We start from the raw sequence: 17,567 nt of genomic DNA on the forward strand, positions 1-17,567 counted from the left end.
CATCATCTTTTTCTGAAAATTTTTTAATACTGCTTTTTATCAGTCTTTAACAGAACCAAGTGTCATACCGCCGATAAAGTATTTCTGAAGGAACGGATATACAATAACGATCGGCACAGTTGCTACAATCGTTACGGCCATACGTACGGACATTGGTGTTACGGCCGTCTGTACATTGGTTCCTGCATGAACGTCCATTTTCATGGTCGCCTGGTTCATAATCTCATACAGTTTGTACTGCAGAGTCGGGAGTTTTTTCGCATACAGGTAAGTATCCATGAAGGAGTTCCACTGTCCTACTGCATAGTACAGACCTACGGTTGCGATAACCGGTTTGCAAAGCGGCATAACGACTTTATACCAGATCTGAAAATCGTTTGCTCCGTCGAGCTTTGCTGCCTCCTGCAGAGCCATCGGCAGTCCGTCGATATAAGAGCGGACCAGAATCATATTATAAACCCACATCAGACCAGGCAGAATGTATACCATGAAGTTATTGCCCAGCTTTAAGGTACGGATAATCAGAAGGTATTCCGGAATCATTCCGCCACCGACATACATGGTAACAACGAACAGAAGCTGAAATGGTTTGCGGAGTACGAAGTCTCTGCGGCTTAATGTGTAAGCAACCATCGAGGTACATACAATACCTACGATTGTTCCGATGATGGTTCTTGCTACAGAAATCACAGCCGGCATTGCAATGCGCCGTCTTTAAATACATATTTATAGTTGCTTAATGTAAACTTTCTCGGAATGATGAAGTTTACATTCTTAATGGTATCCGTAGAATCGTTGAACGAAATCGCCAGTACGTTCAGGAACGGATAAATGGTGATGATGACGAGGAATACGAAGATTACCGCCAGTACGTAGTCAAATTTTTTTGCTTTCTTGTTCATATTCGCGTCCTCCTACATAAGTTTATCTTCGCCTACCAGACCGGCAATCTTATTGGCGATCAGCAGCAGGGTAACGCTGACTGCAGACTGGAATACACCGATTGCGGTACCAAGACCGTAGTTGCTGTTTCCGATACCTCTCTTATAAGAGAACCAGGAAAGTACCATCGTGTGATCCTCAACCAGCGGGTTACTAAGAAGCATCTGACGCTCCATACCTACGTTCAGGGCGCCACCGATGCTCATAATCAGCAGTACAATGATGGTCGGTCGGATACCCGGCAGAGTGATGTGCCAGATCTTCTGCAGACGGCTTGCACCGTCCATATCAGCGGCCTCGTAAAGACCAGGATCAATACCTGCCATGGCGGACAGATAAATAATTGCGTTCCAGCCAACCTCTTTCCAGCAGTTAATCAGGATAATGGTTACCCAGATAAGCGGTGAGTTGGAACTCATCAGGTGCAGGTTCTTGCCGAAGATACTGTCAACAACACCGCCGTCGTTGAAAATATTCTTTGCAATACTTGCAATGATAACCCAGGATACAAAGTGCGGCAGATAAGAAATGGTCTGCGTTACTTTTTTGAACTTCATAAAGAACATCTCGTTCAGAAGAACCGCAAATGCGATTGCTGCGATCGTTCCAACCGCGATGTCAAGGAAGCTTACTCCCAATGTGTTGATTAATGTCTGTGTGAACAGACGGTCTTTGAATGCATCTGTAAAATTTTGAAATCCAACCCAGGTTCTCTCCCAGATCGGAAGTGCAAATGTCGCAGGTTTTACCTCCTGAAATGCCATGGTCCATCCCCACAGCGGAATGTACTTGAAGATAATCAGCCAGATTACAAATGGTACTGACATCACAAGCAGCCAACGCTGTTTCCACAAGATTGCAGGGGTAATTTTCTCTCCTTTTTTCTTTTTCATTTTTTCCTTCGCCATACTCCCCATCCTTTCCGTTGTTTTGTGCGTTTTTATTACGCATTTTCTTTGATTGTTTGTGATATTTACATCATATCAAATAAAATCCCCGTTTGATATTGTGTATTTTGTCCACTTATATTGACTTTTTTTATCTTTTTCCACATTTTCAGGTGCTATGGCAGGCATTTTTACTAATTTATATGCGTTTGTTTTTATTTTTTTACACCAGCTTACAACTCTACCAATCAGTGTTTTTTTTGTAAAAAAAGCAGGAAAACGTAATGGGGGATTACATTTTAAGAAAAATGTCAGTTTTTTATCCAAATAATCTCCGTTTTCTCTGCTATGATAAACACCATAGAACCAAGAGGGGAAAAACGAGATGAGCCAATACAACATATTAGTCGTAGACGACGACCGGGAAATCGTAAGATCTCTCGGCAAACTATTAGAACTGGAAGGCTACAGGGTAAAAAAAGCCTACAACGGCATGGAGGCACTCGACATCCTCATGACCGAACAGATCCATCTGATCCTGCTCGATGTCATGATGCCCAAAATGAACGGCCTTTCCGCCCTGATGAAAATAAGAGAAAAAAACAACATCCCGATTATCATGCTTTCCGCGAAAACCGAAGAGAGCGATAAAGTCATCGGACTTTCGATGGGCGCCGATGATTACGTGACAAAGCCGTATAATACCGCCGAACTCATGGCACGTGTCAAATCCCAGCTCCGCCGTTACTTTTCCTTAGGCGCCGCAAACGGAACCATGCCAGACCAGGATATCCTGAAAAACGGTGGTCTGCTGCTGAACCGAAACACCAAAGAACTCCTGGTGGACGGCGAACCTGTCCGCCTGACCGCAACCGAGTACAAAATTATGGAGCTTTTGATGGAGCATCCCGGCTACGTGTTCTCGGCCGAAGAAATCTACAGTCAGGTCTGGCAGGAGGATGCTTACAGTGTAGAAAATACCGTCATGGTTCATATCCGGCGCATTCGTGAGAAAATTGAGATTACGCCGAAAAATCCGAAATATTTAAAGGTGGTGTGGGGAATTGGATACAAAATTGAAAAAATTAACGGAGACTGAAAAACGCATCCTGCTGTGGATGCTTCTCGATCTTTCTATGGTACTGATTTTGTGCGGAAAGCTTCTGCGGAAATGGGCCAGTGAATTCGAATGGGGAATGTGGCGCAGCATCGAATGGGGTATCGGCATTGGAGTGACGGTAGTCGGCGTTTTGGGCATAGCCGCAGCCTTGTATCTGGTATGGAAATTCCGAAAAAATACCGGGAACTCGAAAATGACTGCTTTTGCCGGCAGCGAACCGGAAAAAGCGGGAAAAACAGCAAAAAGCAGCGAAGGGGCAGCCGCAGATAAGTCCGAGACAGATGAAATAGAAAAATCCCGGCAGATGCAGTTTGAGGCAAGAGCCGCTGCGGAAGCAGAGAAAGAGCAGCTGTTTCTGAAAAAATCCGAAAAGGTGCCAAATGAGCTTCTGGTTCTTGTCGGAGGATTTGCTTTTTTCAGATGGCTTCAGCCGCTCCGGCACAGCTATGCCAGATACCGCATTGTTGCCGAATGGGGTACTGTAATAGAGTGTGTGCAGACAGGTCTTCTGTTTTTTGGAATCTGTGGCGTTTTCCTTCTCAGTGCCGGCATTCTTGTCTGTCGCTATGAAAAGAAACAACTGAGAGAAATGTCCTTTTTTTGCAGAGAAAGGAAGCGTTACAGAGATCGGACCAGCCTGGAACGGCAGCTTGCCGGTCAGAGTAAATGGCCGTTCCGTGTGGCACTGATTGCGGAACTTCTGATCGTGATTACCATGATCACCGGACTGATAAACGGAATGGATGGCGAGGTACTGTTTGTCATTCTTCTTGGGCTGACCACGCTGATTTTAATTCTGTTTGCCTGGAAAACATACCGCAGTCGCCTGAACCGGGAGATGGGTCTTTTGATGGAACAGATCCATACGATGGCAGAAGGCAGCATGGAAAGCCGGATCCATGAAATATCCGAAAAATCTCTGCTGTATCCGGCATTTGCAGAGCTGGAAAATATTGAGAGCGCTATGCAGAAGAGCGTAGAAAAACAGATGCAGGCGGAGCGTCTCAAAATTGACCTGATTACCAATGTATCGCACGATCTGAAAACACCGCTCACCTCGATGGTCGGCTATACGGATCTTCTGAAAAAAGAGGATCTGACACCGGCGGCACAGGATTACGTCGAAGTGATTTCTGTGAAACAGGAACAGCTAAAGGAGATGATCCAAAGCCTCTTCGAGCTCTCCAAATCGACAAGCGGAACCGAAAAATTCCAGATGGAAAAAATGGATATGAAACGGTTGATCGAGCAGACCCTCGCCGATATGGACGATGCGATTGCGCAGAGCAATCTGTCGTTTCGCACGGCGCTCGGAGATGAGCCGCTTCCGTTCCTTGGGGATAATGGGAAAATGTACCGCGTGATACAGAATCTCGTGGAAAATATCCTGAAATACAGCCTGGGCGGAACGAGAGTTTACATTGACGCAGGGAAGGAAAACGGGGAGATTTTCGTGACGATGAAAAACATTTCCGCCTATGAGATGAATTTTGAAGCGGAGGAAATGATGGAACGCTTTGTGCGCGGCGACGAATCACGGACGAGCGAGGGGCACGGCCTTGGCCTTGCGATTGCATCAAGCTACACGGCCAACATGGGCGGCCGCATGGAGCTTGCGGCAGACGGCGATCTGTTTAAAGTCATCCTGCGTTTCCCGGAGGCAGGCGAGGATTCTGCAGCGGGAGAAACAGCCACAAAAACCTGACTTGCATAAGAATGAGACAGAAGCGGGATTGCAGCAGGAAGGATCTGCAGAAGGATTCTGAGAGAGTATGTAATCCCCGGGAGGAAAAAAATGGAGACAATCAGTATTATCATACCATGCTACAACGAAGAGGAAGCAATTCCGGTTTACTACGAGACGATGGTACGTCAGATGGATGAGATGGAAGAACAGCAGAAGGTTCAGTTCGAGCTGATCTTTGTTGACGACGGCTCGAAGGATCACAGCCTGTTTGAGATGCGCCGGCTTGCGCAGAAGGATATGCGCTGCCGTTACCTCTCGTTTTCGAGAAATTTCGGAAAAGAGGCAGCCATGTACGCCGGACTGCAGGCGGCCAAAGGCGATTACGTAACGGTGATGGATGTCGACCTTCAGGATCCGCCGTCCCTTCTTCCGAAAATGTACGCGATGCTGCAGAGCGGCACCTGTGACTGTGTAGCGGCACGCCGCAGTTCACGGGAGGGCGAGGGAAAAATCAAATCCTTCTTATCAAATGCCTTCTACGGTGTGATCAACCGCCTTTCCAGAACAGAGATTGTAAGCGGTGCACGGGACTACCGTCTGATGAGCCGCAAAATGGTGGATGCCGTGCTGGAAATGAGTGAGTACAACCGCTTTTCCAAAGGGATTTTCGGATGGGTCGGTTTTCACACAGAATGGCTGGAATTTGAGCACGAGGACCGCTGCGCCGGAACATCAAAGTGGCCACTTCGAAAGCTCCTTGCGTACTCAATCGACGGCATCACAGGTTTTTCCGTAGCCCCGCTGTCACTTGCATCTGTCATGGGCGTGCTTTTTTTCCTGATTTCTATGATTCTGATCGTGTTCATCATCGGAAGAACGCTGCTGTTTGGCGATCCCGTTGCGGGCTGGCCGTCGATGGCATGCATCCTTTTTCTGGTGAGCGGTGTACAGCTTTTCTGCACGGGCATTGTAGGCATTTATCTTTCCAAGACATATCTTGAAACAAAGCACCGTCCGATCTATCTCTTAAAGGAGACGAGTGAAGAGACGGTCAAGATGCACAGTGTGCAGCCGGTGAAAAAGCAGGAGAGTGCTGCAAAGAGAAGAAAAGATACCCATACGGCAGAAAAGAAAAACGTGTATTTTCCAGAGTATGCCGACAAACGCCATGCGTCTGAAAGAGGAGAAATCCGGGCATGAAAAAGGAAATCTTAAAGGAAATAAGAGAGCCGGGAAAATCACGGAAAAAGAAAGGCCAGCCGAAAGGACGGCGGAACGGCTTCTTGGAAGGTCTTACCGGAAAGGATTTTACGGCGGCTGGTCTGTTTTTCTTTTCTTTGCTTTTGTGCCGGCTGTTCGTCCTGCAATACGGCGTATTCGGCTCCTCGATTGACTGGATCAGCCAGCACAGCACCCTTGCCGATTACTTCCGGAAGCGGTTTTACGCGACCGGAAACCTCTTCCCGGATTTCGCATGGAATCTGGGAGGAGGTCAGAATATTTACCATTTTGCCTACTACGGACTGCTGAGTCCGACCATGCTGTTATCCTACCTTTTCCCGTTCATCCCGATGGACCTGTGGGTGATGGGTTCCTCCGCGCTGCTGTATGCGGCGGATGCAGTGCTTTTTTATCGATGGATCAGCAAAAAGGGTCTGCATTACGGCAACTGTCTTTTTACATCACTTTTCTTTACGTGTTCTACCGCACTTCTATATCATTCCTATAATCAGCTTATGTTTGTCAATTATATGCCGTTTCTGCTGCTGGCTCTGCTGGGCGTGGACCGCCATTTTCAGAAGAGAAAGAGCGGTCTGCTGATTCTTTCCGTTCTTGGGATGATTCTGACCAGCTTTTATTTTTCGGTCGGCGGGCTGCTTGCGCTCACGGCGTATGCGGTGACGGAGTATTTGAAATGCGGTACAGAAAATGCTGCGTATGAAGCGGAACAGGAGAATCGAAAAGTGTCGCGGAATCAAAAGGCCGGGGCAGAGAAAAAGCAGAGGGCAGGTGAAAAATCTGCCGGAACGGGTGAAACCTTGGTGGGTTTGCGGAGCTTTTTTGGCGCAGCAATCCGCTTTGCGCTTCCGGTCCTCGCAGGAATCCTTCTTTCCGGTATTCTGCTGATCCCATCGGCTGCCGCCTTGTTCGGCGGCAGCGGCGAGGGCGGACGCGGCACCGCAGCGGGCGGCATCGCAGGACTTTTTACCGATCCGGCGATGTGGAAACCGCAGTTTCTGATCCTGCGTCTCTGCTACACGCCGTATGGCATTGGCCTCTCCGCATTTGCGGGGGTGGCGCTTTTGGGCAGAGTGATCGGAAAGAGCCGGTTGCGTGAGAAACTGTTGTCCTTCCTTTTGCTGGTATTCTTTTGTATTCCCCTGTTCGGCTATCTGCTGAACGGTGGCCTGTACAGCAAAGATAAAGTATTCATCCCGTTTCTTCCGGTCCTCTGTGCAGAAGTCGGGCTTTATGTGGAAAACCAGCTTGTCCGGAAGCGGGAGTGTGGAAAAAATCGAAGCACCGGGAATTTTAAGCGCAAAGTCATGACAGAGCTGCGAGAATTGTTTCCGTACCTCATAGTTCTGATTCTGATGTGGAATGCAAAGCAAGAGACATACTTTGAACCATACTGGCATCTCGGCATACTGGATGTGATCTGTGTGACTGCGTGCTATCTGGCATGGCGGTGGTTTCCGGCAAAAAAACAGCTGCGGGGCAGAGAGCTTCCGTTTCTACCGCTCGTCTTTAGTGCTGTGATTCTTGCATTTGCCGGAAAAGCAATCAATCAGGAAAAGCATGTGATGATCCCGCGCAAAACGTATGAAGCTCTGACGGACAGCAAGATTGCAGCGGCAATCCGCGAGATCCGTGCGGAGGATCCCGGCTGGTACCGTATGGAGCAGTATGGAGACGGCGGACAGAACCTTGCGAACGTCAACCGGATATGGGATATTGGGCAGAATGTTTCGACGATTTATTCCTCGGCATACAATGCAGAATATAAGAAATTCCGGGACGAGACGTATGGGATTAATGAAGCCTTCCGCAACCGCATGATGCAGACGGTTTCCGATGATCCGCTGTTCTGGCAGCTCATGGGCGTGAAGTACATTCTGGCAGAAACACGGCCGGAAGGGTATGAACTGTACCGGGATTACGGGGACTTTCAGGTTTATCGTGCCATATCCGCAGCGCCGGTTGCCTACGTGACAGACCAGGTGGTTTCCGAGACGGAATACAAATCGTTACCTTATCCGCAGAACCAGGAAATACTGGAGACGGCAGCCGTGATCCCGGATCAGGAAATGCGGAAGACAACAGCGGCAATCACGGATCAGGAAAAATCGGCGGAATCTGTGGATAATTTCAGAGCCGCTGCAGATTCAGATACAAAGAATGGTTCTGTAGGACCCCTGTTTCACAGTTGTTTTCAGAAAGTAAACCTTGAAATTCCAGAGACCGATCAGGAAGATCTGCGCATTCAGAAGACAGCGGACGGATATGAGATTGAGACGAAAAAATCCGTGACCGTCTCAGCAACGCTGCCGGGTGCCGCAGAGGGAGCAACGCTGCTCGCCGTTTCTTTCGAGGTGGAGAATCAGAAAGCGAGTCATGATATGTTTATCCGCATCAACGGCCAGACCAACCGCCTGACCGGCATCAACCATACGTATGCCAATGGGAATACACAGTTTAACTATCTTGTAACGATGAAAGAAGATGGAACCGTATTCATTCGGATGGGAAAAGGCCATTATATCCTGAAAAATTTTGAGACATGGACTGGTATGGCACAGCCGTTGGAAAAAACGGAGCAGCTGTACAGTCAGGCGGTTACCCTGATTGGCGGAACAACAGCAACATACGGCGGCGACGGCATCACAGGCGTGGTTTCCGCGGAAGAGACGGATACCTCATCACCAGCATTCCATACGATGAAAATTTTGTGCTGAAAGTGGATGGGAAAGAAACACTGCTGTTCCGCGCAAACACGGCATTTCTCGGCGCAAAAATCCCATCAGGCGAGCACAAAATTGTTCTTGTGTACCATGCGCCCGGACGGACGGCTGGCAGTTGGTGCAGCCTGATGGGAGGAATGCTGGCACTCATCCTTGTGATCTGTGAAAAAAAGAAACAGCAAAACGGCAGCGAACGGGCAGGAGAGAGCAAAATGTTGCAAAAACAGCGGAAATATTATATCATCAGAGTGTAAAAATAGTTGTAGTGACACTTGGTGGAATGGAGCATATCTTTACAGCCGCAGGAAGAACTGGCAGCGTTTGCCCGGTTTGGAAACGCCGTTGCAAGCCTTTGTGTGGAGAAAAAAGGTGCTAGAGCGTGTCTGAAAAATCATTTCCGCAATCTGCAAGCTCCACTTTGCGGTATATTTTACCCTCATTCGGTTGCCGTAGCCCGCTACGCCGCCCTTATTCGGATAAAATCTCCCACGAACTGGGACTCGCAGCTCACGAAAAGCCTTTTTCAGACACGCTCTATTCCGACCAACGATATTGAGATGACGATTGCGTTTTATGAAAAGCTTGGATTTGAAATTGCATTCCGCACCGTAAATGAGGCGGCGGATGAGAAAGTGGCATTCTTAAAGCTTGGAACACTTGTGATCGAAACGTACGAAAACAAAGCTGCAGCACTGAAACCCGGAGCAATCGACCATGTGGCGATTGACGTAAAGAATATTGAAAAGGTTCACGAAATGATTACCGGGGCCGGTCTGAATACGACGCAGGATGAAGTACATTTCCTTCCGTTCTGGGAAAATGGCGTCCGTTTCTTCACGATCGAAGGACCAAATAAAGAAAAAGTGGAATTCAGCCAGTATTTGTAACGATTCCAAGCCATGCGAAATGGAAGAAAAATCGCGAATCATGCTTGCATGAATATCCGTTTGACCAGCAAAGCCTCTGCCGGAAAGCAAAATTTTTGCCCGGCAGAGGCTTTTTTACTTACTCTGAAACAAATACTACCGGATAGTCAAAAAAGCGCAAATTATCCCTATAGAGTAAAGGAGATGCAAAATTTATCTGCAGTTACAAAAACGGGGTGGAGTTTTTATGGAAACAGGGCAGGAAATCATTGTGCTTTCTGCACGTGAGTGGTAAAATAGAATAGATAATATATAATCTGTTTTGAATAAAAACAGGATATTTTAGATAACATATAATCTGTAACAAGAAGGGGAAAAAATGGAACAATTTATATGGGAAACTCCGGAAGAACTGGATCAAAAACTTGCGCAGCGAGTGAGAAAAATCAGAAAGAGACGTTCAATTACGCAGGAAAAATTAGCATCTATAAGCGGAGTGAGTTACGGCTCAATCAAAAGATTCGAAACGACAGGACAAATTTCCCTGTTATCTTTAACGAAAATTGCAATCGCACTGGATCTTGCAGATGAGCTCAGAAATATTTTCACGCAGGTACCGTATAAAGATATTCAGGAGGTTATCAATGAAACAAGATAAAGTACTGCAGGTGTGTTATGAGGATCAAACGGTGGGAACATTAGCTATGACGGCAGACCACAAAGTGGCATTTCAGTACAGTGATGAATGGCTGGAAACCGGATTTTCGATCAACCCATTTTCATTGCCTTTGCAAAAACAGGTATTTGTTCCAGTTAAGGATCATTTTGAAGGATTATTTGGGGTTTTTGCGGACAGTCTTCCAGATCATTGGGGCAGATTACTGTTGGATCGCCTGTTACGGGCACATAAACAAAATCCGGATGAACTGACCGTACTGGATCGTCTGGCGATTGTGGGCACATCGGGGATGGGAGCGTTGACATATCACCCGGAAAAGAATTTTCCAGAGGAGCAGAGCAGTGCAGATCTGGACAAACTGGCGGAAGAGTGTCAAAAGATACTGAATACAGAGTATTCGGATAAACTGGACGAATTGTATCTGCTGGGAGGTACCAGCGGCGGAGCAAGACCTAAAATCATGACAACCATTGATAATGAAGAATGGATTATCAAATTTCCAGCGCATGTGGACGGAAAAGATGCAGGAAAAATGGAATATGACTATTCCTGCTGTGCCAAGGCCTGCGGAATTATGATGAGTGAAACGAGATTGTTTCCATCAGAAAAATGTAAAGGATATTTTGGAACTAAAAGGTTTGACAGGAGAAACTGTTTGAAAGGGAAAAAGAAAGTGCACATGTTGACGACAGCTGCAATTCTGGAATTGGATTTTGAGCAGCCAAGTCTGGACTATCATGGATTAATGAAACTGACAAAAATCATGACACGCAATTGCGATGAAGATGTTGAAAATATGTTCCGCCGAATGTGTTTCAATGTTTTTGCACATAACAGAGATGATCATTCGAAGAACTTCACGTATTTGTACGAAGCAGACGAAGATAAATGGCATTTAAGTCCGGCATATGATCTTACTTACAGTAATACGTATTATGGCGAACATACTACGTCAGTAGATGGAAATGGAAGAAATCCAGGCAGAAAAGAGTTACTGGCGGTAGGAACTGGTGCAGGGATGAAAAAGACAAGGTGTGAAGAGATCATAGACGAAATTGAGAAAAAAGTAAAGGAAATGTTGGAAGAATATCTTTTGGGTAAGTGATTCTCTTTGCATTCAAAAAATTTTAAACAGCAAGTTATTAACAGTTAAATAAAAAAGAGTTGCCAGACAAATGAACACTATAAGTACCTTGCTACGAGTTTTATTTTCGTAGCAAAGTACAAGATAGTACAGAGATAAAAATATGTCTCATTTGTCGTTTAACTCTTTACATTGCGCTTTTATTTCTTCTATCGAATCCTTCAATAACTTTAATCTGGCAGGCTACTTTCTAAACAAAGTCGTCCCCATCCCACCCGCCTGTTCGGGTATTCGCTCTCGGATGCGATGGGTTTTGTGCCTGCGATGAGATAAGCTTTCAGCTTTTCACCATATAAAAACGGGTCATTTCCGCGCAGAATACCCCATTCCATCATAAGAGCGGCGCTTCCCGATACAAAAGGCGTGGCAAACGAGGTGCCGGTGAAGGAAGCATAGCCGCCGCCGGAACGGGGAGCTGGGATATTGACACCCGGGGCGGCGAGATCAGGTTTAATTTCGTGGAGAATACGGGTATAGCCGCGGCCGGAGAAGCTGGCATAGGAGGAAAGGCGGGGATCGTAGGCACCGACCGTGATGGCGGAGCGGGCGGTGGAAGGGATGGTGAGTGTGGTGTCGGCAGTGGGGGAGAAGAAGCGTGTCTGTGAACCGACGGCGTTTCCGCCGGGAAGCCAGAGGTCAAAGGAACCGGAGATCAGGCGGCCGGGGGTGAGACGCAAGGTCCAGATGCCGTTTTCGACGGACAGATGGTTTCCTGCGCCCTGAAAGGTCAGGTAAATTTCCTGCGCCTGGCTGTAGGGGGATGGCATGCCATAAAACAGGAGAAGTTCTGTCGGACCAAGCGTCAGACGCGCCGTGCCGAGGACAGGAGAGAGCGTGCCGGAGCGGATGCCGCCGGGGGAAATCAGTTCGATCGAGATTTCATCCCCATAAACCTTCCAGATCTGGAGACTGAACGAGGATTCATAAGCACCGACCTGAAATTCAACGGAGACAGCGCGGTCAGCCGTTGCCGAGACCGCAGACGTCGCAGCCGGATCAGATGTCGGACGGACTGTTTGCGTCTGACCGGACGACTTGCGGTCCGACTTTAGGTTCCCGGTATAATGGCGTCCGGTATCCCCTTCATTTCCTGCCCCGATACAGATCACGTTCTGCCCTAAATTTGACACTGCATTCAAATACGTTTCAAGTAAGGAATCCCCGCTGTGCGAACCGTAATTATTCCCGAAGCTCAAATTAATCACAAGCGGCCGCTCCACCAGAAGTGCATATCTTACGCAGAAATCCACCGCCTGCAGCAATTGCGATGTCCGCGGCAGATCCGCCGGATCAGGATTCCCAAGCTTTACGACCACGAGTGTTGCTTCCGGTGCCACGCCCCGCATGGCCGCATCTGCCGAGGATCTCCCATTTCCCGCTGCGATTCCGAGCACCGCTGTCCCATGCCCCGTCACATCGCGGGACGGCACGAGGGCAAACCGTTCTTCCGGCGTAGAAGATGCAAGTGCCTCATTGATCTGCTGCCGTGTATATACCGACCCAAGAGCATACCCCATCGGAGGATTCCCCGGAATCGTCTGATCCCATAAAATTGCAATTCGGCTTGTCCCGTCCGGTGCGCAGAAATCAGGATGCGCATAGTCCACGCCTGAATCAATGCATGCAAGCAGCACCCCATTCCCAGACAGACCCATAACCCCCTCCTGCACAGGCGTAATACAGGATATGCTCCGCACAAATGCATCTGCGAAATAAAGTAATTTCGGTTTCTCCAGATAGGTAATCTGCGGCAGTCCTGTCACGTAATCCATCAGGGACTCCGGAACCAGAAGAATGGCATACGAAAACAGCAGCAGCGTCACACGAACTCCCTGCTCCTCCAGAAAAGCCAGGTCTCCCTGATACTGTACAATTACTTCCCATGTTTTGCTGTAAGAGTTATAACCTGCCGAAAGCTCCGGCACACGCCGCCGTTCGACTTCCGTTGCGGCCAGCGCAAGGTTCAACAGGTTTTCCCTTTTTTGATCAATCATTACAAAAACTCCGTCCAAAATGTTGTTAAAATCTATTCCGCTTTTCCTGGAAATATGATATAATCGCCATCGTACAATAGGGGTACAGATCTGCTTTTTGGAGTGCATCGAAAAATGGTTTTACGATGCCGCCTGGCGGGTCTTTACTATTTTACGCGAAATGCTTTTGCATTGAAGGGAGAGAACATGAAAATTATCATTGTGGGCTGCGGAAAAGTCGGAGCCGCACTGACCGCCCAGCTGAGCCGCGAGGACAACCTTGTGACGGTCATCGACACAGACAGTATTGTCGTCCGCAACGTCTCCAACACCTATGACGTTATGGGAATTGTAGGAAACGGAGCAAGCTATCAGGTGCTTCAGGAGGCGGATATTGAGCATGCGGATCTGATGATTGCCGTAACCAAAAGTGATGAAATGAACCTGCTTTGTTGTGTCATCGCCAAACAGGCAGCAGACTGTCACACCATCGCCAGAGTTCGAAATCCGATGTATCGGGAGGAGAGAGAATTTATCCGTAAAAAGCTGGGTCTGTCCATGATCATCAACCCGGAGCACGCGGCCGCCATGGAAATGGCAAGACTGCTGCGGTTCCCATCTGCGATTGAGATCGACAGCTTTTCCCGCGGAAGAATCGAAATGCTGCGCTTTAAAGTGCCGGAAACATCGAAAATTGTCCATATGTCGCTGCGTGAGCTGGCCGGAGCGCTTCAGTACAGTCTGCTGGTCTGTGCTGTTGAGCGAAACGGCGAGGTTTACATACCGGATGGAAATTTTGTGATCCAGGCAAAAGACAGCCTTTCCATCATTACCACACCGCAGAACGCAGAGAGCCTGTTTAAGAAAATCGGTGTTCATACAAACAAGGTACACAGTACGATGATCGTCGGCGGCGGTGAAATTACGTATTATCTCGCAAAATCACTGGCAAATATGAACGTCGATGTCAAGATTATCGAGAAAAATAAGGATCGCTGTGAGGTTTTAAGCGAAGCACTGCCAGATGCAACCGTTATTTACGGTGACGGAAGTGACCAGGAGCTCTTAAAAGAGGAGCGCATCCAGAATATGGATTCCTTTGTGGCCTGCACCGATATGGATGAGGAAAACATCATTCTGTCGCTGTATGCGAAAGAGAAGGTATCCTCAAAGGTTGTAACGAAAATCAACCATCTGGAATTTAATGATGTTATCCACAGCCTGAACCTGGACAGCCTGATCTACCCGAAACACATCACCGCAGAGTACATTCTGCAGTATGTCCGGGCAATGAAAAACTCCATCGGAAGCAACGTTGAGACGCTGTATAAGCTGATGGAAGACCGTGTGGAGGCTCTTGAGTTTATCGTGAACCAGAATTGCCGTATGATCGGCATCCGTCTGCAGGATATGAAAACACGGCCAAACCTTCTGGTAGCAGCGATTAACAGACGGGGAAAGGTCATCATTCCGGGTGGACAGGATTCCTTTGAGGCAGGAGATTCCGTCATTATCGTAACAACGGAAACCGGTCTTCAGGATATCCATGAGATTCTGGCAGAGTAACGGGGGAAGCGGATTATGAACTATAAAATGATTCGTTTTGTCATCAGCTGGGTGCTGAAAGTGGAAGGTATGCTGATGCTGTTTCCGGCGCTGGTCGGAGCCATGTATCAGGAAAAGACAGGCTTTGCGTATCTTATCTGGGGACTGCTCTGCATTGCGGCCGGTCTGATCCTCTGCTTCAGAAAACCGTCCAATATGGAAATCTATTCCCGCGACGGATTTGTCTGCGTTTCGTTAAGCTGGGTTGTCCTTGGTGTTTTCGGAGCGGTGCCGTTTGTAATTACGGGGGAAATTCCGTTTTATATCAATGCGCTGTTTGAGATCGTTTCCGGTTTTACAACGACAGGAGCCAGCATTTTGAGCGATGTGGAAGCACTTTCACACGCCAGCCTGTTCTGGAGAAGCTTTTCCCACTGGATTGGCGGTATGGGCGTTCTTGTGTTCATTCTTGCATTGCTTCCGATGAAGGGCGGTTCCGTCATGAACCTGATGAAGGCAGAGAGCCCGGGACCGACCGTTTCCAAATTTGTTCCGAGAGTGCGCGGAACTGCTAAAATTCTGTATCAGATTTATCTTGGCATGACACTTTTTACCATTGCTGCCCTGCTGCTTTCCGGCATGAAGACATTTGATTCTGTCACACTCGCCATGGGAGCTGCCGGAACAGGAGGTTTTGCCGTGTTGAACAGCGGTTGTGCAGTGTACACACCACTGCAGCAGTGGATTCTGACAATCGCCATGATTGCGTTCGGTGTGAATTTTAACTTTTATTATCTGATGCTTTGCAAAAAGGGAAAGGCCGCCATTTTGTCCCAGGAGGTAAGAGCGTATTTCCTGATTATCCTTCTGGCAGGAGGCGTGATTTCCTGGAATACCTATCCGATGTACCATTCCATCGGTGAAGCGGTGCGGACTGCCTTTTTCCAGGTCGGATCGATTATCACGACAACGGGTTATTCCACGACGGACTTTGACCTCTGGCCGGAGCTGTCAAAATGTATTCTGGTGATGCTGATGTTCATCGGAGCCTGTGCCGGTTCAACGGGAGGCGGAATCAAGGTTTCGCGAATCCTGATCCTCTTAAAAACCGTGAAAAAAGAGCTTGGTTCGATCGTACATCCGCGCAGTATCAAACGCATCCGTTTCGACGATCACCCGGTAGAGCATGAGGTTCTGCGGGCGATCAACGTATTTTTGATTGTTTATCTGGTGATCTACAGCTTTTCCATGCTGATCATCAGTGTGGATGGATTTTCCTTCGAGACAAACTTCACGGCAGTTGCCGCAACACTGAACAACATCGGACCGGGTCTTGACCAGGTAGGACCGACCAGTAACTTCTTTGGATACGGTCCGGTTTCCAAGCTGATTCTGATTTTTGATATGCTGGCAGGCCGTCTGGAACTGTTTCCGATGCTGATTCTTTTCTATCCGTCTACCTGGAAGAAGAGAGGATAAAGCGGTTCACCGGGAAGAAAAGGGACTTTGCGTCGGCGGGAAACTGCCGGGAGCAGAAGGAAAAGAAAAAATGGTTACGATTCACAGGGGTTTCCAAAAAAACAGAAAGACGGAATAAAGTCAGGGTGCATTTCCTGACCACAGGCAGAAAGGAAGGAACTTATGAGTAACTGGGAAAAGAATGTAAGAAAAGTTGTGCCGTATGTACCGGGCGAGCAGCCGCATGAGGCTGACATGATCAAGCTGAATACGAATGAGAATCCGTATCCGCCGTCACCAAAAGCCGCAGAGGCGATCAGACGGGTAGCAGAAGAGGATACCCTCCGTCTCTATCCGGATCCGACCGCGGCAGAACTGGTGCAGGCGATCGCGGATGTCTACCACGTAAGCACAAAGCAGGTTTTTGTCGGCGTTGGTTCGGATGATGTTCTGGCGATGGCGTTTATGACGTATTTTAACTCTGACAAACCGATTCTTTTCCCGGACATTACGTATTCCTTCTACGATGTCTGGGCGGAGGAATTCCGCATTCCGTACGAGCAGATCCCGCTCGATGAAAATTTCTGCATTGTGCCGGAGCAGTATTTTGCAGAGAATCATCCAAATGGCGGAATCGTGTTCCCGAACCCGAATGCACCGACGGGTGTGGAGCTTTCGCTTTCTGCGATCGAATCGATATTACAGAACAACCCGGATGTGGTTGTAATTGTGGATGAGGCATATGTGGATTTCGGAGCAGCCACTGCGCAGCCGCTGCTGGAAAAATATGAAAACCTGCTGGTTGTGCAGACAACATCAAAATCTCGTTCGCTTGCCGGCATGCGCATCGGCTATGCAATCGGAAATGAGAAGATGATTTCGTATCTGAATGATGTGAAATATTCTTTCAATTCGTATACCATGAATCAGACCACGATCGCAGCCGGAGCCGCAGCGATCCGCGATGTGGAATATTTCCGCAAGACGGTGAAAAAAGTGATGGAAACGAGAGAGTGGTCGAAGGAGGAGCTGAAAAAGCTGGGATTTTCTTTCGAAGATTCGAAATCGAACTTTATTTTCGCAACGCACAAAAGCGTACCGGCCGGGAAGATTTTTCAGGCACTCCGGGAACGCCATATTTATGTGCGGTATTTTGAGAAACCCCGCATTGACAATTATTTGCGTATTACGATTGGCACGCGGGAAGAAATGCAGACGCTGTTTGACTTTTTGAAAGATTACTTAAAAGAGGGATGAAACAGCAAAAAATATAAAACAGAAGAAGAGTATCTGCAGAGGAGCAG

At 47.9% G+C, this 17,567-nt stretch carries 16 protein-coding genes; 11 read left to right on the forward strand and 5 right to left on the reverse strand.

Features of this window, described 5'->3' with window-relative positions; translation table 11 throughout:
- Nucleotides 1-39: 39 nt before the first annotated feature.
- From DWZ60_RS04405 to DWZ60_RS04415, 4 genes are all read right to left on the reverse strand, one after another.
- Nucleotides 40-699 (reverse strand): carbohydrate ABC transporter permease, encoded by a 660-nt coding sequence (locus DWZ60_RS04405; RefSeq protein WP_243038208.1) that lies wholly within the window; start codon nt 697-699, stop codon nt 40-42.
- On the reverse strand, nt 687-902 hold the full coding sequence (locus DWZ60_RS17865; RefSeq protein ID WP_243038209.1) for a hypothetical protein: 216 nt from the start codon (nt 900-902) through the stop codon (nt 687-689). The genes DWZ60_RS04405 and DWZ60_RS17865 overlap by 13 nt, the downstream gene beginning before the upstream one ends.
- Nucleotides 903-914: 12 nt before the next feature.
- Complete coding sequence (locus DWZ60_RS04410) at nt 915-1,850, reverse strand: ABC transporter permease (RefSeq protein ID WP_226906422.1); 936 nt, start codon at nt 1,848-1,850, stop codon at nt 915-917.
- A gap of 75 nt (nt 1,851-1,925) precedes the next feature.
- Entirely contained in the window at nt 1,926-2,156 is a 231-nt protein-coding gene (locus DWZ60_RS04415; protein ID WP_119208260.1) for a hypothetical protein, read from the reverse strand.
- Between the two features lie 58 nt (nt 2,157-2,214).
- On the opposite strand from DWZ60_RS04415, the gene DWZ60_RS04420 reads away from it, so the two are divergent.
- From DWZ60_RS04420 to DWZ60_RS04455, 8 genes are all read left to right on the forward strand, one after another.
- Nucleotides 2,215-2,928 (forward strand): response regulator transcription factor, encoded by a 714-nt coding sequence (locus tag DWZ60_RS04420; RefSeq protein ID WP_118640573.1) that lies wholly within the window; start codon nt 2,215-2,217, stop codon nt 2,926-2,928.
- On the forward strand, nt 2,894-4,654 hold the full coding sequence (locus DWZ60_RS04425; protein ID WP_118699790.1) for a sensor histidine kinase: 1,761 nt from the start codon (nt 2,894-2,896) through the stop codon (nt 4,652-4,654). Before DWZ60_RS04420 ends, DWZ60_RS04425 begins: the two co-directional genes overlap by 35 nt.
- Nucleotides 4,655-4,744: 90 nt before the next feature.
- Nucleotides 4,745-5,836 (forward strand): glycosyltransferase family 2 protein, encoded by a 1,092-nt coding sequence (locus DWZ60_RS04430; protein WP_118595911.1) that lies wholly within the window; start codon nt 4,745-4,747, stop codon nt 5,834-5,836.
- Nucleotides 5,833-8,592, forward strand: coding sequence for a YfhO family protein (locus tag DWZ60_RS04435; protein ID WP_119221308.1), 2,760 nt, complete (start codon nt 5,833-5,835; stop codon nt 8,590-8,592). Before DWZ60_RS04430 ends, DWZ60_RS04435 begins: the two co-directional genes overlap by 4 nt.
- On the forward strand, nt 8,586-8,852 hold the full coding sequence (locus DWZ60_RS18605) for a YfhO family protein (RefSeq protein WP_199669399.1): 267 nt from the start codon (nt 8,586-8,588) through the stop codon (nt 8,850-8,852). Before DWZ60_RS04435 ends, DWZ60_RS18605 begins: the two co-directional genes overlap by 7 nt.
- A gap of 21 nt (nt 8,853-8,873) precedes the next feature.
- Nucleotides 8,874-9,485 carry a VOC family protein gene (locus tag DWZ60_RS19265; protein ID WP_330422101.1) on the forward strand — a complete coding sequence of 204 codons (612 nt, stop codon included), beginning with the start codon at nt 8,874-8,876 and terminating at the stop codon, nt 9,483-9,485.
- 358 nt (nt 9,486-9,843) lie between these two features.
- Nucleotides 9,844-10,122, forward strand: a complete 279-nt coding sequence (locus tag DWZ60_RS04450) for a helix-turn-helix domain-containing protein (protein WP_055227803.1) — start codon at nt 9,844-9,846, stop codon at nt 10,120-10,122.
- On the forward strand, nt 10,109-11,248 hold the full coding sequence (locus tag DWZ60_RS04455) for a type II toxin-antitoxin system HipA family toxin (RefSeq protein ID WP_055227801.1): 1,140 nt from the start codon (nt 10,109-10,111) through the stop codon (nt 11,246-11,248). The genes DWZ60_RS04450 and DWZ60_RS04455 overlap by 14 nt, the downstream gene beginning before the upstream one ends.
- Nucleotides 11,249-11,457: 209 nt before the next feature.
- Here DWZ60_RS04455 and DWZ60_RS04460 read toward each other — a convergent pair whose 3' ends face one another.
- Entirely contained in the window at nt 11,458-13,281 is a 1,824-nt protein-coding gene (locus DWZ60_RS04460; RefSeq protein ID WP_117804643.1) for a S8 family peptidase, read from the reverse strand.
- 171 nt (nt 13,282-13,452) lie between these two features.
- Between DWZ60_RS04460 and trkA the strand changes: the two genes are divergently transcribed.
- From trkA to hisC, 3 genes are all read left to right on the forward strand, one after another.
- The gene (gene trkA / locus DWZ60_RS04465) at nt 13,453-14,826 is read left to right on the forward strand and encodes a Trk system potassium transporter TrkA (protein ID WP_334294804.1); all 1,374 of its coding nucleotides are present in this window, start codon (nt 13,453-13,455) and stop codon (nt 14,824-14,826) included.
- A gap of 15 nt (nt 14,827-14,841) precedes the next feature.
- Nucleotides 14,842-16,284 carry a TrkH family potassium uptake protein gene (locus DWZ60_RS04470; RefSeq protein ID WP_119221309.1) on the forward strand — a complete coding sequence of 481 codons (1,443 nt, stop codon included), beginning with the start codon at nt 14,842-14,844 and terminating at the stop codon, nt 16,282-16,284.
- Between the two features lie 162 nt (nt 16,285-16,446).
- Nucleotides 16,447-17,520: a histidinol-phosphate transaminase gene (hisC, locus tag DWZ60_RS04475; RefSeq protein WP_119221310.1), complete on the forward strand. Its 1,074-nt coding sequence runs from the start codon at nt 16,447-16,449 to the stop codon at nt 17,518-17,520.
- Nucleotides 17,521-17,567 lie beyond the last annotated feature (47 nt).

The sequence above is a fragment of the Blautia sp. AF34-10 genome (genome assembly GCF_003477865.1).
GTDB classification, from domain to species: domain Bacteria; phylum Bacillota; class Clostridia; order Lachnospirales; family Lachnospiraceae; genus Fusicatenibacter; species Fusicatenibacter saccharivorans.

Bases quoted from the DNA above. Each gene is read 5' to 3' on its own strand.
- hisC (WP_119221310.1), top strand. From the start codon at position 16,447: ATGAGTAACTGGGAAAAGAATGTAAGAAAAGTTGTGCCGTATGTACCG.
- DWZ60_RS04430 (WP_118595911.1), top strand. From the start codon at position 4,745: ATGGAGACAATCAGTATTATCATACCATGCTACAACGAAGAGGAAGCA.
- DWZ60_RS04405 (WP_243038208.1), bottom strand. From the start codon at position 699: ATGCCGGCTGTGATTTCTGTAGCAAGAACCATCATCGGAACAATCGTA.
- DWZ60_RS04410 (WP_226906422.1), bottom strand. From the start codon at position 1,850: ATGGCGAAGGAAAAAATGAAAAAGAAAAAAGGAGAGAAAATTACCCCT.
- DWZ60_RS17865 (WP_243038209.1), bottom strand. From the start codon at position 902: ATGAACAAGAAAGCAAAAAAATTTGACTACGTACTGGCGGTAATCTTC.
- DWZ60_RS04450 (WP_055227803.1), top strand. From the start codon at position 9,844: ATGGAACAATTTATATGGGAAACTCCGGAAGAACTGGATCAAAAACTT.
- DWZ60_RS04460 (WP_117804643.1), bottom strand. From the start codon at position 13,281: ATGATTGATCAAAAAAGGGAAAACCTGTTGAACCTTGCGCTGGCCGCA.
- DWZ60_RS04420 (WP_118640573.1), top strand. From the start codon at position 2,215: ATGAGCCAATACAACATATTAGTCGTAGACGACGACCGGGAAATCGTA.
- DWZ60_RS04470 (WP_119221309.1), top strand. From the start codon at position 14,842: ATGAACTATAAAATGATTCGTTTTGTCATCAGCTGGGTGCTGAAAGTG.
- DWZ60_RS04455 (WP_055227801.1), top strand. From the start codon at position 10,109: ATGAAACAAGATAAAGTACTGCAGGTGTGTTATGAGGATCAAACGGTG.
- DWZ60_RS04435 (WP_119221308.1), top strand. From the start codon at position 5,833: ATGAAAAAGGAAATCTTAAAGGAAATAAGAGAGCCGGGAAAATCACGG.